Raw genomic sequence first — 15426 nt, 5'->3', positions numbered from 1 at the left:
GTCCTCCTATTTCCCTGATAAGATTTCTTGCTCCATCATATTTATAATACTGAATATTTCGTCTTTTTTAGTTTTTAAGGCTGCCTTATTTACAATCATCCGAGCCGATATAAAGTGCATTTCCTCAAATACAATAAGTCCGTTCTCTTGTAATGTTTTTCCTGTTTCAACAATATCTACAATCGCATCTGCCAATCCAAGAAGAGGAGCGATTTCTACAGAACCTTCTATTTTAATAATTTCTACATCCTCTCCCTTATCATGAAAATAAGTAGAAGTAATATGTGGGTATTTCGTAGCAATCCTTTTCTTCCGATAACTCTTCGGGTTATACGTAGGAATAGAAGCAACACAAAACTTACAAATCCCCACTCCTAAATCCAGCATTTCATAAATATCTTTCTCGTTTTCCATTAAAATATCTTTTCCAACGATCCCAATATCAGCTACCCCATGTTCTACATAAGTGGCAACATCAACCGCCTTTACTAAAATAAATGAAACATTTGTATTTTTACTTTGAAATACAAGCTTCCGACCTTTATTTTTGAGCTCGGAACAATCAATTCCAATCTGCTCAAAAAGTGGAATTACATGTTTTTCTAATCTTCCTTTCGTTAACGCAATTTGAATGTTACGCATGAAGTCTCTCCTTCTTTCTGGACTACCCATTTTTCATTCCATACATATTCCACTAAGTATTCATTCTTTGCCTCAACGACTGTTCCTATTTTATTTTTTCTTGCAAATTGAAAGGTATCATTTAAATTAGAAAATAAAGATAACCAGGCATTCTTACCGTCCTTTCGAAGTAAATTTCGTAACCTTTCTGCTTCTGCTAATCTATTTAACTCATAATGAATCACAATATCAATTTGATTTCGTTCATATGGTTCTTGCTGCTCTTGCAGCGCCTTCACAATTTGATTTACTTGCACCGCGAGTCCAACAGCCGGCAGCATTTCTCCAAAATTCCCAATTAGCTCATCGTATCTTCCGCCACTAACGATTTCTTCCCCAATTTCATATATATATCCTTTGAAAATAACACCCGTATAGTAATCTAAGTGTTGAATCATACCTAAATCAATTGATATGTAAGAACCATATCCTAACGTTTCAATTGTTTCATACATTTCTTTTACTCTTGCAATTGCCATTTTCATTTCATTACTTGAAGCAAGCTTTTCTGCTTCCTCAATAACTTCTAAATTTCCAAATAGCCTTGGCAATTTCTCAAGTAATCTTACTGTCTCATCGCATCGATCTAATTTCTTTTCTCCGATAAAATTTGAGAGGGCAGCATAATTTTTACTTTCTATATACGTTCTAAGTACTCTTTCTTCTTCATCATGGATGGAGAGTTTTTTTACAATACATTTATATAACTGTACTTGCCCAATCTCAATTGTAAAAGATTGCACCTTCAACTTTTGAAGTGCTTGAATGACACTTATTACACATTCAATTTCAGCTCTTACATTATCAATCCCGATAACTTCAATACCACTTTGTACGATTTCATTATATTTTCCAGAATGGGATTCATTCGCTCGAAATACATTCCCGCTATACGTCAATTTAAGTGGCGTATCCCATCTCTGTGTTCCAATAACTCTCGCTAAAGGAATTGTCATATCTGGACGTAAAACGATAATCCTTCCCTTTTCATCAAAAAATTTATACATCTTCTCTTCATCTATCGGTCTATTTTGAAATGCAAAAACATCATAAAATTCAATTGTAGGTGTTCTTATTTCCTCATAACCTCTCTCTAAAAAAGTAAGCCTTAATTTTTGCTCCACTTCTTCAATTAACGTACATTCTTCGAATAAATAATCTCTCGTTCCATTCGGGTTTGCCCGTCTCCATTTTGTCATCTGAATTTTCACACCTTTCCTCTTCTAATGTATGCCTATTTCATTCACCTAAGCCGAAAATAAAAAGAGCCTTGTAGACAAAATACCTACAAGGCTCTTCAGTAGAGTGTAGGTACAACGGGAATAACCCTTGTACCTACACGTTTTCACGCTAGGTTCAAGGGTTTCATGTATGATGATGTAGTTGTGTAAGCATTGTAATAGATCGCACGATATTCATAATACTTACTCCCTTTCTCCTCTGATTTTCACATAGTATATAACAGTTAATTTTGAATGTAAATACATTTTTAATATTCCGTCACTTTTTTAATGTAAAGCCACTTTTCTTTCATACTCTTTTATTTCTTTTTCATATTGCATTGTAATACTAATTTCATCTAAACCATTTAATAACTTCTCTTTCCACATTTTCTCAATTGTAAAATGGAATCTGTGCGTATTCGTTGTAATTACTTCATTTTCTAAATCTACTTTGATTTGTTCCCTCGCATCTGTTTTAGCAAGTTGTTCACGTATATCTTTATCCATTACAATCGGTAACATGCCATTCTTCATACAATTCATATAAAAGATATCGGCAAATCCTCCAGCGATAATAACGCGGAAACCATAATCAGCAAGTGACCACGGAGCATGTTCTCTTGACGAGCCACATCCAAAATTATCACCTGTAATTAATATACTGGCTCCTTTTCTTTCTTGTGCATTAAGTGGGAAATTAGGGTTTTCTTGGCGATTATTATCATATCGCCACTCATCAAATAAAAACTTTCCAAACCCGGTTCTTTCAATTCTCTTTAAATATTGCTTCGGAATAATTTGATCTGTATCAATGTTATCATTCATCAGTACTGCGGCAGTACCTTTATGAATACGAAATGGCTCCATCATAACTCTCCTTTCTAATATCAACAAAATGACCATATAACGCAGCCGCTGCCGCCATTGCCGGACTAACTAAGTGCGTTCGTGCTCCCTTTCCTTGTCTTCCTTCAAAATTGCGATTTGACGTAGAGGCACAATGTTCTCCTTCAGGCACTTGATCTGGATTCATACCTAGACACATTGAACATCCGGGCTCTCTCCATTCAAATCCAGCTTCTTCAAATATGCGATGTAATCCTTTATGCATCGCTGCTTCTCTTACCCTTTGAGATCCAGGTACAACAAGTGCTCGCACACCTTCTTTTACTTTTTTACCTTTCACGACAGATGCAGCAATTTCTAAATCAGAAAGCCTGGAATTTGTACAAGATCCAATGAAAACATGTTGAACTGGAATGTCATACGTACTTTGGCCGGGACTCAACCCCATATAAGAAAACGCCCTTTCGTCATTTGCATCATGCTTTTCTGGCAATTTCTCATCAATCCGAACACCCATACTAGGATTTGTTCCCCACGTAACGTACGGCGCTAAATCCGTAACATCTACTATAATATGTAAATCATAAACTGCATCTAAATCTGTATAAAGTTCCGACCATTTTTTCTTAATAGATTCATATTCTTTCGGTGCATATTTACGTCCTTTTACGTAAGCAACCGTTTTTTCATCTGGTGCAATAATGCCAGCCTTCGCTCCCCCTTCAATTGCCATGTTACAAAGCGTCATCCTCTCTTCCATATCCAGAGCATGAATGGCCTCTCCGTAAAATTCCATTACGTAACCTGTTCCAACTGCTACTCCGTACTTTGAAAGGAGATGTAAAATAATATCTTTCGCATAAACACCTTGCGGTAACCTTCCTTTTAACTCAATGCCCATCGCTTTCGGCTTTCGTTGCCATAACGTTTGCGTTGCCAATACATGTTCCACTTCACTCGTACCAATCCCAAACGCTAGTGCGCCAAAAGCACCGTGTGTCGCTGTATGACTATCACCACAAACAATCGTTTTTCCTGGCTGTGTGAGCCCAAGTTCTGGTCCTATAACATGAACGATCCCTTGCTCTTCATCTCCGATATCCGCTAATGGCACCTGAAATTGTTTACAGTTTTCCCGAAGTGTATCTAGTTGCTGCTTCGCAATGCGATCGGTAATATTCCAAACATCTTTCGTTGGAATATTATGATCCATCGTTGCAAATGTTAAATCTGGTCTGCGGACTGTTCGATTTGTAAGCCGCAAGCCTTCAAAGGCTTGCGGTGACGTTACTTCATGAACAAGATGTAGATCGATATATAATAAATCCAATCCATTTTCATTTGTCGCAACTACATGTCTTTCCCAAAGCTTATCTAGTAACCTTTTCCCCATTATTTTCCTCTCCCTACTAACGCTTGCTCTTCCATTTCTTGAATGACTGCCTTTGTAAATGAAGTTGTCGTTTCAGTCCCTCCGATATCTGCTGTACATTTTCCTGATTTAAGGACTGCAGAAACTGCTTCTTCAATTGCATATCCTTCTCTCGTTAATCCGAACGATTGCCCAAGCATCATTGCAACAGAACGCATCATCGCAATTGGATTTGCCTTATTTTTCCCCGCAATATCCGGTGCTGATCCGTGAATAGGCTCGTATAATGAAGGCCCCTTTTCAGCGTGACTTGCTGATGGCAGCATTCCTAATGATCCAGCTAATACTGAAGCCTCATCACTTAAAATATCACCAAATAAATTTTCCGTTACAATAACGTCAAATCTTCCTGGATTTCGAATTAATTCCATAGCCGCTGCATCTACTAAAATGTGTTCTACTTCCACATTTGGGTAGCGAAGTGCTACTTCTTCTGTCACAGTTCTCCATAGTTTACTAGACTCTAAAACATTCGCTTTATCAATAGATGTTACTTTTTTCTTCCGCTTATTCGCTAATTGAAAAGCATACGAAACGATACGTTCAATTTCATGGCGATGATACGTAAGTGTATCTGTCGCCACTTCTTCCGTTCGCTCTTTCGGATAAGAAAAATAAATTCCGCCTGTTAATTCACGAACGACAACAAAATCAATTTCATCAGCATTTTTTAATGGTGATAAATGTGCAGTTGCACTTTCTACCGTTACAGGGCGAACATTCGCAAATACACCGAGTCCTTTTCTTAATGCTAATAATCCTTTCTCAGGCCTTTCTTTCGCACTATCCCACCTTGGTCCACCTACTGCTCCAAGTAAAACCGCATCACTCGCTAAACAGGCGGCAAGTGTTCGCTGTGGTAATGGTTTCCCAGTTAAATCGATAGCAACACCACCAAAGTACTCATCTTGCAAATGAAAATGATGTCCATATAGCCTTTCTACCATATGCAATACTTCCTTCGCACTTTCCATAACTTCTGGACCGACACCATCACCAGCTAAACAAACGATACGTTTTTCCATTTTCAACACTCCTTTAACTGAATTTTCAGAACTTTAATTTGATAGGTGAGGAAAACTTCTCTCACCTATCAAATATTTATTTCACAAGCGCTATAAGAGATTTTAATTTCCCTGCTGCATGGACATAAGCTCTCGCCGACGCTTCCAATACGTCTTGCGCAACTCCGAAACCTGATATTTGGTGACTACCTTCTTTTAATTCAACGTGAACGTGAGCAAGTGCATCTTGACCTTGTGTAATAGATTGTATGCGATAATCTGCCAATTCACATTCTAGTCCTAAAATTCTTTGAATCGCATTGTATATCGCTTCAATACTACCAGAACCAGTGGCTGCATCTTCATACACATTTCCTTCCTCATCCTTCAGCACAACTGTTGCGCATTGTGTACTATTTGATACGAAATGCACTTGTAATTGCGTAATGTTATATTGCTGGGCTGCAAATGCTGCTTCACCAAGCATAAGTGCGCGTAAATCTTCCTCAGTAATTTCCTTTTTACGATCAGCCAATTTTTTAAACGCTTCGAATACCGCATCTCGCTCTTCATTTGTAAATTCATAACCAAGCTCTTTCATCTTTTCCGTAAACGCATGACGGCCAGAATGTTTCCCAAGTACAAAGAGATTTTGAGATTCCCCTATAAGCGCCGGTTCGATAATTTCATAAGTTGTTACTTCTTTTAGAACCCCATCTTGGTGGATGCCTGATTCATGAGCAAAAGCATTCGCTCCAACGATTGCTTTATTTTTCGGTACAACCATACCCGTTAACCTGCTTACTAATGTACTCGTTGCCTTAATCTCTTTTAACGTCATCGAAGGTTCTGCTTTATAAAAATCTTTTCTAATATGAAGAGCAACCGCAACTTCTTCTAACGCTGCATTCCCTGCTCTTTCTCCAATGCCATTAATCGTTCCTTCTACTTGCAATGCTCCGCCTTCAACCGCAGCTAACGAATTTGCTACTGCCATACCAAGATCATCGTGACAATGACAAGAAAAAATCGCTTTTTCATATGATGGAACGGATTCTTGTAAGTATTTAAAAAGAGAATAATATTCTTCCGGATTCGTATATCCAACTGTATCCGGAATATTAATTACATTCGCTCCTGCGCGAATCGCAGTTTCTACTGCTTCAGCTAAAAATGCTCTCGATGTTCTTGTCGCATCTTCTGCAGAAAATTGTACTGTCGGAAATAATGATTTTCCAAGCGTAACCGAACGATGAATACTATTTAACACGTCTTCTTTTGACATACAAAGTTTATATTTCATATGAATATCACTTGTAGCTAGAAATACGTGTAGACGAGGAGATACAGCACCTTTCAAAGCTTCATATGCTCTTCGAATGTCACTTTCTTTCGCTCTAGCTAAACTCATAACCGTAGCATTTTGAATTGTATTCGCGATGCGTTTTACTGATTGGAAATCACCTTCGGAAGCTGCCGCGAATCCAGCTTCCATTACATGAATACCAAGCCTCTCTAATTGCCTAGCAATTTGTAATTTCTCTTGTTCATTTAAATTTACTCCTGGTGATTGTTCGCCATCACGAAGCGTTGTATCCATGAACAAAATCTGCTTCATATTATTTAATCCCTACCTTTACTCGCGGCTGTACGAAAGGCATCATTTCACGTAATTTACGTCCAACTACTTCGATTTCATGTTCATTCTCTTTCTCATTTGTCGCGTGGAAATTTGGTCTTCCTGCTTTATGCTCTGCAATCCAGCCTTTTGCAAATGTACCATCTTGAATTTCTGCTAGTACTGCCCCCATCGCTTTCTTCGTATCTTCAGTAACAACGCGTGGTCCTGATACGAAGTCTCCCCACTGCGCTGTATCTGAAACTGAATATCTCATATTTTCAAGTCCACCTTCATACATAAGGTCAACGATAAGCTTCAGTTCATGTAAACATTCAAAATATGCAAGTTCAGGCTGGTATCCCGCATCAACTAACGTTTCAAACCCTGCTTTTACAAGTGCAGTCACTCCGCCGCAGAGTACAGCTTGCTCTCCAAATAAATCTGTTTCTGTTTCTTCTTTAAACGTCGTTTCTAATACACCAGCTCTCGTTGCTCCAATTCCGTCAGCATAAGAAAGTGCTTTTTCAGTCGCAACTCCTGTTGCATCTTGATATACTGCAAATAATGCAGGAACAGCCCCGCCCTCGGCGAACGTACGGCGTACGAGATGCCCCGGTCCTTTTGGAGCTACTAGAAATACATCTACATTAGCTGGTGGTTTTACTTGATCAAAATGAACATTAAATCCATGTGCGAACACGAGAGAGTTTCCGGCCTGTAAGTTTGGTGCAATTTCAGCTTCATATACTTCTGGTTGTAATTCATCAGGTAATAGAATCATTACTACATCAGCTTTTTCCGCCGCTTCTGCTACTGTATATACAGAAAATCCATCTTCTTTCGCCTTATCCCAAGACTTACCTTTTCTTAAACCTACTACTACATCAAATCCGTTATCACGTAAATTTTGCGCATGCGCATGACCTTGCGAACCATATCCGATGATTGCTACTTTCTTTTCCTTTAATACATTTACCGTTACATCTTTCTCATAATAAACTTTTGCCATTTTCATTTCCCCCTATATTTAAATGATTATTGAATTAACATAACTTGCTTATCTTGTTTTTTCATACTACGTGTAAATGCTGTTACACCTGTTCTCGCAATTTCTTTCAAACCGTATGGTCTAAGTAATTCAATTAACGCTTCCACTTTATCTTGTGTACCTGTTACTTGCACAACTATGGAATCCTTCCCAACATCTATTACAGCGGCTCGAAACGGTTCAATTAAACTATATAATTCCGCCCTTGCTACAGAAGTTGCTACTTTAATAAGAGCAAGCTCTCTAGCAATCATTGCTTCTTCTGTAATATCTGATACTTTCAGAACATCGATTTGCTTATGCAGTTGTTTAATTAACTGCTCAACTTGCTGTTCACTTTCCACATGCACAACTATCGTCATCCGTGAAATATCCGATGATTCCGTATGCCCCACTGAAATACTTTCAATATTAAAATGCCTTCGGGTCATAACACCTGTAATTCTATTTAACACACCGCTCTGATTACGAACTGTCGCTGTAACAATTCTCTTCACCTTTTTTTCACTCCTTCCATTTGGTGAACACCTTTCCCGGGCGCAACCATCGGCATAACTTTCTCAGATTGAAGTACACGGCAATCAATTAAGACTGGTTCTTTTAATTCGATCGCATGCTTCAATTGCTTCTTTGCAAGAAGTGGGTCATCAATACGAACACCTTTTATACCATACGCATTCGCAAGAGCGACGAAATCTGGTTGACACGACAATAAAGAATGTGAATATCTTTGATTATAAAATTCGTCTTGCCATTGCCTTACCATCCCTAAAGCTTCATTATTTAAAATAAATACTTTAACAGGTAAAGAATGTTCTTTTAATACACTTAATTCTTGCAGAGTCATTTGAAACCCAGCGTCACCGACAATTGCAATGACTAGTTCATCTGGTTTTGCAATTTGTGCACCAATTGCTGCCGGAAATCCAAATCCCATCGTCCCTAATCCTCCAGAAGTTACCCATTTATCTGGATTTTTCAGCGGATAGTATTGTGCTGCCCACATTTGATGTTGCCCAACGTCTGTTGTTACAATCGCTTCTCCTTTCGTGATTTCATATAGCATATCAATCGCGTATTGAGGTTTAATACTTTCAGAATTTCGTTTATAAGAGAATGGATACTTTTCTTTTCTACTCTTTAATAAAGAGAGCCATTCATGATGATTTTCTTTCTTTCCTTCTGATTGAAGCAATACTTCTAACGCCTGCTTAGCACTTGCAACAATAGGAATTTCAGTCGGCACATTTTTCCCGATTTCTGCTGGATCAATATCGATATGTGCGACAGTCGCCCCTTTAGCAAAATAAGCTAAATTCCCAGTAAGACGATCGTCAAATCTCGCACCTATATTAATGAGTAAGTCGCATTCATATAACGCCATATTGGCTGTGTAAGAACCGTGCATTCCCCCCATCCCTAGAAATAGCCCATCATCTGGCGGAAAACCACCAAGTCCAAGTAACGTATGCACAACAGGGATTTCATATTTACGGGCAAAACTTGTCAATTCTTTCGAAGCTTTCGCATGCAGTATACCTGCTCCAGCTAAAATTAACGGTTTTTTTGCGGTTTCAATTGCTTGTAGTAATTTGTTTATTTGAAGTAGATTCGGTTCATAATTAGGGTTATATCCTGGTAAATCCATTTGTACATTGCTACATCGCTCACCTTTCTCGACTACCATATCTTTCGGAAGGTCAATAACGACTGGTCCTGGTCTTCCTGTTTTAGCAATATGAAATGCTTCTTTAATAATTCGAGGTAAATCTGAGGCCTTTCGCACTTGATAGTTATGTTTTGTCACTGGCATCGTAAGTCCCATAACATCCGCCTCTTGAAAAGCATCGCTCCCAATTAACGTTGTTGCTACTTGGCCTGTAAATACTACAAGTGGCAATGAATCGATCATCGCGTCCGCTAGACCCGTAATTACATTTGTAGCACCTGGTCCACTCGTTGCAATTACAACCCCTGGATTCCCTGTAATTCTGGCATACCCTTCAGCAGCGTGAATTGCCCCTTGCTCATGCCTTGTTAAAATATGCGGAATTTCACAATCATACAGTGCATCATAGAGAGGTAAAACGGCACCACCCGGATATCCGAAAATTACTTCTACGCCTTCCTTTTCTAGCGCTTCTAACAATAGCTGTGCACCAGTTGCCAGTTTCTCTTCCGTTTTTGAAGACATTGTTCTTATAAGCCCCCTTTTTCAAACTTTTATACAATAAAAAAATCCTACGTCCACACTCCAGCTATGTGCTGAAGGGACGAAAGATTTCGCGGTACCACCCTTCTTTGCAAGAATACTCTTGCCTCAGTGATCCATAAATGGATCTAGCTAATAACGGAGCTACCGTCTAAGCCTAGACAAATGCTTTAGCTTAGCACTCAAGGGCGATGTTCGTCGACGTGAACCATCGGTTTTCAGCAACCACCGACTCTCTGTGAGGCTTCACAATCAACTACTCCTCCCTATCAACGCTTTTTTTATGTTAAAAAGAATTGTTATACAACTTTATTTTCTGCGTAAATTTTCTCTCCATCTTCTACAACTAACTTACGAAACTCTTCTAATAAACGGTTCGTATGTGGACCTGTTTGCCCTAAACCAATCGTTCTACCATCTACTGTCGTAACAGCAATAACTTCAGCAGCTGTTCCTGTTAAAAACACTTCATCAGCTACATATACATCATGTCTTGTAAATAGCTCTTCTCTTACGTCATACCCAAGTTTTTCGCCGATTTCTAAAATGGCGTTTCGTGTAATACCTTCTAACGCTCCAGCAGAACTTGGTGGTGTAATTAATTTATTTCCTTTAACAATAAACACGTTATCTCCTGATCCTTCAGCTACATATCCTTGATCATTTAACATAAGTGCTTCTTGTACTCCAGCTAATTTCGCTTCAATACGAACTAAAATATTGTTTAAGTAATTTAAAGATTTTACTTGAGGGGATAAAACATCGGGACGATTTCGGCGCGTTGCAACTGTTACAACTGGAATTCCTTTCTCATAATATTCTTGCGGGAATAAAGATAATTGTTCTGCAATTACTACTACATTCGGCTTCTTACATGAATCGGGATCCAATCCAAGATTTCCTGCTCCTCTTGATACAACAAGGCGAATGTATCCATTAGATAATTTATTTTGTCGAATCGTCTCAACAACAATATTTGTTACTTCATCTAATGAATATGGAATTTCTAAAAGGATTGATTTTGCTGATTCATACAACCGGACAAGATGCTCTCTCAAACGGAAAACATTACCGCTATAAACTCTAATTCCTTCAAATACTCCATCGCCATATAAATAGCCATGATCATATACTGAAACTTTTGCTTCATCTTTTGGAACAAATTCTCCATTTAAGAAAATCCATTGCTCATTCACTAGAAGCGCCTCCTATGTTCTATGAATTTTTTATTGTTTCCTAGTTTACTCTCCTTTCTAAATAAATCAAGTGAATTTTTAGAAAATTTATAATTTTTAATCGCACGTACTTCTTTACTTATATTGATTTAACAACATTGTTAACGTTTACAAAAAAACAAAAATTTTTTTCACCAATTTCCCCTAAAAAAATATTTGTTTAAAAGAAGGATTTTCATCAATTGATACGAATCTATTGTATTCAATAAACGGACGTCCGATTTTATAAATCCGGGAATATATAACGACTTTTGCTGAAAAAGGGGGAAAATAACAAAAATAGCGCTGTCTAAAAATAACATTCATATTTTTCATTTCGTAATCATAATCCTATTTTTAAAAAACAATTTGTCAAAATGAAGGAGGAAATAAATATGGCGTGTGTACAAATTAAAGGAACGAGACAAGAGGTAGTAGAAATGCTGCAATTATTTGATCTAATGGATACGAAAGGTTTTTGTAAATTCGATAATTACGTAGAGGTAGAACCAAATACGCAAGAACATAATCATTTTATTGCTTCAATCGACATCCATTCAAATACTTCTTCTGCCCAAGATACATTAAACGATCAATTCGTTAGTCAAATGCTTACTGGCGTATATAACGACTAAACAAAGATTTACTTCCTACCGTCTTTTCATAAATGCAGTGAACTTGAGCATACTAGCAATTAGATGGTAGGAGGTGAGAATTATGGCTAGAATTGGCGTTGAAAACTCATTAACAGACGTTCAACAAGCTCTTCAGCAACAAGGTCATGAAGTTGTTACACTTAACTCAGAACAGGATGCACAAGGGTGTGATTGTTGCGTTGTAACTGGGCAAGATTCTAATGTGATGGGCATTGCAGATGCCTCAATTAAAGGATCAGTCATTACAGCTCACGGTTTAACAACGGATGAAATTTGTCAACAAATTGAAAGTCGCACTTAAAAAATGAAAGAGGACTCCTTTTAAAGGAGCCCTCTTTTTTATATTCACCTAACGGGAAAGTAACATATACTGGATGAAAGCCCTACCTCTCTCTCATCATTACGGTTCCACTGACCGCTCCTTGATTCACTAGTATACATATATAGCTTACAAATACAATTTATAGGGTTTGTTCACAAAAGTTGTTGATAAAATTACCCGATCTTTCGCAAACTTTTCGTATTGCATTCATAAGAGATATTTACTTTACACTAGCTGTAACCGAGACACGAATTAAAATTCTAACACCAATACAATAACTTGTCAACATTTTTCCGTAAATTAAAAACAGACATTAACGGTTTGTCTGTTTTAGAATGGAGCTTTTTCTTTTATTACATATACAACAAAGCCGCTTACTAACATAAATAAGCCAACTACTAAGTTTTTGATATTAATCATAAATTCCTCTCCCTTATTCCATACATCATATATATTTACATTTCAATTATTCCGATCATCCTAAAGCGCACTTTTTCTAATATATCATAATTCCTAAAAAATGCAAGTTCACTTTTGACGACCATTCACAAATTTATCTACAGTGCTTGGTACAGTATTTAAAGCCTTTTCAATTAAATGTGTACTGCTGTTGAGATGTAATACCTGCACCCCGTTAGAACCAACTACTAAAAAAGCCACTGGACTAATGGAAACCCCAGCCCCGCTTCCTCCTCCAAATGGATGCCCTTGCTTGTTCTCTTTATGCTGATTTTGCCCACCGTTATGTTTTTCAGTAATAAAATCCCCTTTAAAATCACTTCCACCAGCTCCAAAACCAAAAGCCACTTGAGATACTGTTAATACTACATTTCCGTCAGCTGTTGAAACCGGACTCCCAACAATCGTATTTACATCTACCATCTCTTTTAAATTTGTCATTGCCGTTTTCATTAAATTTTCAATTGGATGTTCCATTATGTATTGCACCCTTTCCTCATTATTCCTTTTTATACTTTCCAAAATAGAGGAAGTCATACTAACTTTTCCTATTTCAAGAAAACATTTTCTTCCTTTTAAAAGATATTACTGCCCGTTAATGCGGGATAAAAAAGAAAAAGAGATACATACTACTATTGAACCTTGTTATGAAAGGAGTCATGACTTTGACTGAGAAATTTGATGATTATAAAAGAAGAGATAGAATAGATAGTGATTATAGTGACTATAAAGAAGAATATGCTGCTGAGGTTGCACCACAACGGATTGATTATGATTACGATGATAAAGACGATAAAGACGTTGTAAAATCATCCGCCGCTGGATCAACTGCTGGTTTTATCGCTCTTGCGCTATCTATTTTATCACTATTTACATTCCCAACACTATTTGGTCTTGTTTCCGTTTTACTCGGTATTTACGCTTATAATCGCGGAGCTACTGTAACTGGCGGTATTGCTGCAATTGTCGGTGGGATTGCTGCACTTATCGCAATTTTATTCCGAGTAGCACTTATTGGCTTATTGTTCTCCCTGTTCTAAAAAAGAAAAAGGTATCTCGCTTAACGCGGGATACCTTATCCTGTAAACACATCTTCCGATGGATATTTTATTTTTTGTTTTGCTGGTCGCGCTAAAGAGAACACAAGTGTTAATGGTCCAATTAATCCGCAGAACATAACAAACATAATAATACATTTTCCGAATGCCGATAGCTTTGCAGTAATTCCCATCGTTAATCCGACTGTGCCAAACGCTGATATTGTCTCAAATAATAATTGAATAAAGCTGAAGTTTTCTGTAAGCATTAATATAAATACCGCTGCAAAAATAAGTATTTGACTGGCAACAGCAATCGCTAAGGCCCTCGTTACTGTCGACATTTTAATTGTACGCTGAAATAAAACAATTTCCTCCTTTTTTCTAAAGAAAGGACAGATGTAATTAAGATAACAAACGTTGTTAATTTAATCCCTCCACCTGTTGATACACTTCCTGCACCAATAAACATTAAAATCATCGTAAATAATATAGATGATTCTTCCATACCTCCATAGTCAACCGTATTAAATCCAGCTGTCCGCGGGGTAATACCTTGAAAGAAGGAAGCCCACAGTTTTTCATTTAAAGATAAATTCCCTAACGTCTTCACATTATTATATTCCAATACAAAAATCACAATCATTGCTATAACATTTAGCACTACTGTTCCAATAATCATTATTTTTGAGTGAAGTGATAATTTTCGAAAACTGCGACTATACCATATATCAATTAATACGGTAAAACCGAGTCCACCTATTACAATTAAAGAGCAAATCCCAATATTAATAATGGGATCCCCTACATATCTTGTTAAATTATCTGGCCATAAAGCAAATCCTGCATTATTATAAGATGCAATTACATGAAAAATACTATAGTATAAACCTTTTCCAAAACCAAACTCTGGAATAAAACGAAACGATAAAAAGATGACCCCAATAAGCTCAATACAAATCGAAAATATAAAGACACGCTTTACTAATTTTACAAGACCACCTATATTTGTTTGATTAAATGCTTCTCCAATTAATAAACGATGGCGTAATCCGATTTTTTTGCCTAATACCCAAACAATTAAAATGGCAATTGTCATAAGACCTAGACCACCTGTTTGAATTAAAAACATAATAACAATTTCGCCAAACATCGTAAATGTACTTGCTGTATCCACTACTCCCAAACCAGTTACGGTCGCTGCTGACGTTGCTGTAAAGAAAGCATCTACCCAACTAATATGTGCTTTCGTTGCGAATGGTAACTTTAATAACAAACCGCCAACCACAATTAAGCAGAAAAAACCTAACGCTAATATTTGTGGTGGGTTTAATCGTATAAGACGATTATACAGCCCTTGTTTTTTTGTTACTTCCATATCACTAACTCCCTTATTAAAGTGAAGCTTTCCCCTCATAAATAAAAAGCTTTTTAAAGCCCTTAAACAATTGGGACAAACCTTATATTCTTATAATATAGTTGAGCATAATCCTTTTTTTCATAGATTACAACTTTTATTTATATTCAGACTTCTTTTTGTTTTATGCTTGAAAACTATATATCCTAGCTCAATATTGCTAGCAATAACAATTTCATATGTACTATTTTTCAAATCCCCATATCTTTCACTCTATGTTCACATAGAGGTCACATCCACCTTTTATAGTATAT

The 15426-nt window shown here is 37.1% G+C and carries 15 protein-coding genes, 1 pseudogene and 1 other annotated feature; of the genes and pseudogenes, 3 read left to right on the top strand and 13 right to left on the bottom strand.

The window, feature by feature from the left end:
• Window positions 1–6 precede the first annotated feature (6 nt).
• From hisG to ilvE, 10 genes are all read right to left on the bottom strand, one after another.
• Window positions 7–642, bottom strand: a complete 636-nt coding sequence (gene hisG / locus MR170_RS17330; RefSeq protein WP_001244491.1) for an ATP phosphoribosyltransferase — start codon at window positions 640–642, stop codon at window positions 7–9.
• Window positions 618–1880, bottom strand: coding sequence for an ATP phosphoribosyltransferase regulatory subunit (locus MR170_RS17325; protein ID WP_043315679.1), 1263 nt, complete (start codon window positions 1878–1880; stop codon window positions 618–620). The genes hisG and MR170_RS17325 overlap by 25 nt, the downstream gene beginning before the upstream one ends.
• A 309-nt stretch (window positions 1881–2189) precedes the next feature.
• Window positions 2190–2771 (bottom strand): 3-isopropylmalate dehydratase small subunit, encoded by a 582-nt coding sequence (gene leuD / locus MR170_RS17320; RefSeq protein ID WP_043936104.1) that lies wholly within the window; start codon window positions 2769–2771, stop codon window positions 2190–2192.
• Window positions 2749–4143: a 3-isopropylmalate dehydratase large subunit gene (gene leuC, locus MR170_RS17315; RefSeq protein ID WP_048563682.1), complete on the bottom strand. Its 1395-nt coding sequence runs from the start codon at window positions 4141–4143 to the stop codon at window positions 2749–2751. Before leuC ends, leuD begins: the two co-directional genes overlap by 23 nt.
• Entirely contained in the window at window positions 4143–5207 is a 1065-nt protein-coding gene (leuB, locus tag MR170_RS17310) for a 3-isopropylmalate dehydrogenase (RefSeq protein WP_048563683.1), read from the bottom strand. The genes leuC and leuB overlap by 1 nt, the downstream gene beginning before the upstream one ends.
• A 76-nt stretch (window positions 5208–5283) precedes the next feature.
• Complete coding sequence (gene leuA / locus MR170_RS17305) at window positions 5284–6804, bottom strand: 2-isopropylmalate synthase (protein ID WP_016082338.1); 1521 nt, start codon at window positions 6802–6804, stop codon at window positions 5284–5286.
• A 1-nt stretch (window position 6805) separates the two neighbouring features.
• Window positions 6806–7816 carry a ketol-acid reductoisomerase gene (ilvC, locus tag MR170_RS17300; RefSeq protein WP_016082339.1) on the bottom strand — a complete coding sequence of 337 codons (1011 nt, stop codon included), beginning with the start codon at window positions 7814–7816 and terminating at the stop codon, window positions 6806–6808.
• Window positions 7817–7842: 26 nt separating this feature from the next.
• Window positions 7843–8352, bottom strand: coding sequence for an acetolactate synthase small subunit (gene ilvN / locus MR170_RS17295; RefSeq protein WP_000822952.1), 510 nt, complete (start codon window positions 8350–8352; stop codon window positions 7843–7845).
• Window positions 8349–10049 (bottom strand): acetolactate synthase large subunit, encoded by a 1701-nt coding sequence (gene ilvB / locus MR170_RS17290; protein WP_242308770.1) that lies wholly within the window; start codon window positions 10047–10049, stop codon window positions 8349–8351. Before ilvB ends, ilvN begins: the two co-directional genes overlap by 4 nt.
• Before the next feature lie 72 nt (window positions 10050–10121).
• Window positions 10122–10349, bottom strand: a binding site (T-box leader).
• A 17-nt stretch (window positions 10350–10366) separates the two neighbouring features.
• Window positions 10367–11263 (bottom strand): branched-chain-amino-acid transaminase, encoded by an 897-nt coding sequence (gene ilvE / locus MR170_RS17285; RefSeq protein ID WP_016082341.1) that lies wholly within the window; start codon window positions 11261–11263, stop codon window positions 10367–10369.
• 413 nt (window positions 11264–11676) lie between these two features.
• On the opposite strand from ilvE, the gene MR170_RS17280 reads away from it, so the two are divergent.
• On the top strand, window positions 11677–11916 hold the full coding sequence (locus MR170_RS17280; RefSeq protein ID WP_000752514.1) for a DUF3911 family protein: 240 nt from the start codon (window positions 11677–11679) through the stop codon (window positions 11914–11916).
• Between the two features lie 82 nt (window positions 11917–11998).
• On the top strand, window positions 11999–12238 hold the full coding sequence (locus MR170_RS17275; protein ID WP_016082342.1) for a YkuS family protein: 240 nt from the start codon (window positions 11999–12001) through the stop codon (window positions 12236–12238).
• Between the two features lie 351 nt (window positions 12239–12589).
• Here the strand turns inward: MR170_RS17275 and MR170_RS17270 are convergent, their stop codons facing one another.
• A complete protein-coding gene (locus MR170_RS17270) occupies window positions 12590–12679 on the bottom strand; it encodes a hypothetical protein (RefSeq protein ID WP_000608227.1) in 90 nt (29 codons plus the stop codon).
• A 108-nt stretch (window positions 12680–12787) separates the two neighbouring features.
• Window positions 12788–13255, bottom strand: coding sequence for a GerW family sporulation protein (gene ytfJ, locus MR170_RS17265; RefSeq protein WP_000204241.1), 468 nt, complete (start codon window positions 13253–13255; stop codon window positions 12788–12790).
• Between the two features lie 128 nt (window positions 13256–13383).
• Between ytfJ and MR170_RS17260 the strand changes: the two genes are divergently transcribed.
• Window positions 13384–13758, top strand: a complete 375-nt coding sequence (locus tag MR170_RS17260; protein WP_016082344.1) for a hypothetical protein — start codon at window positions 13384–13386, stop codon at window positions 13756–13758.
• Between the two features lie 35 nt (window positions 13759–13793).
• Here the strand turns inward: MR170_RS17260 and MR170_RS17255 are convergent.
• Window positions 13794–15133, bottom strand: a pseudogene (locus tag MR170_RS17255) (TrkH family potassium uptake protein).
• Window positions 15134–15426 lie beyond the last annotated feature (293 nt).

It is taken from the genome of Bacillus cereus group sp. BfR-BA-01524 (assembly GCF_022662595.1).
GTDB classification, from domain to species: Bacteria; Bacillota; Bacilli; order Bacillales; family Bacillaceae_G; genus Bacillus_A; species Bacillus_A thuringiensis_S.
The sequence above is the reverse complement of the archived record's forward strand: the minus strand, read 5'-3'. Positions and strand labels throughout refer to the sequence as shown.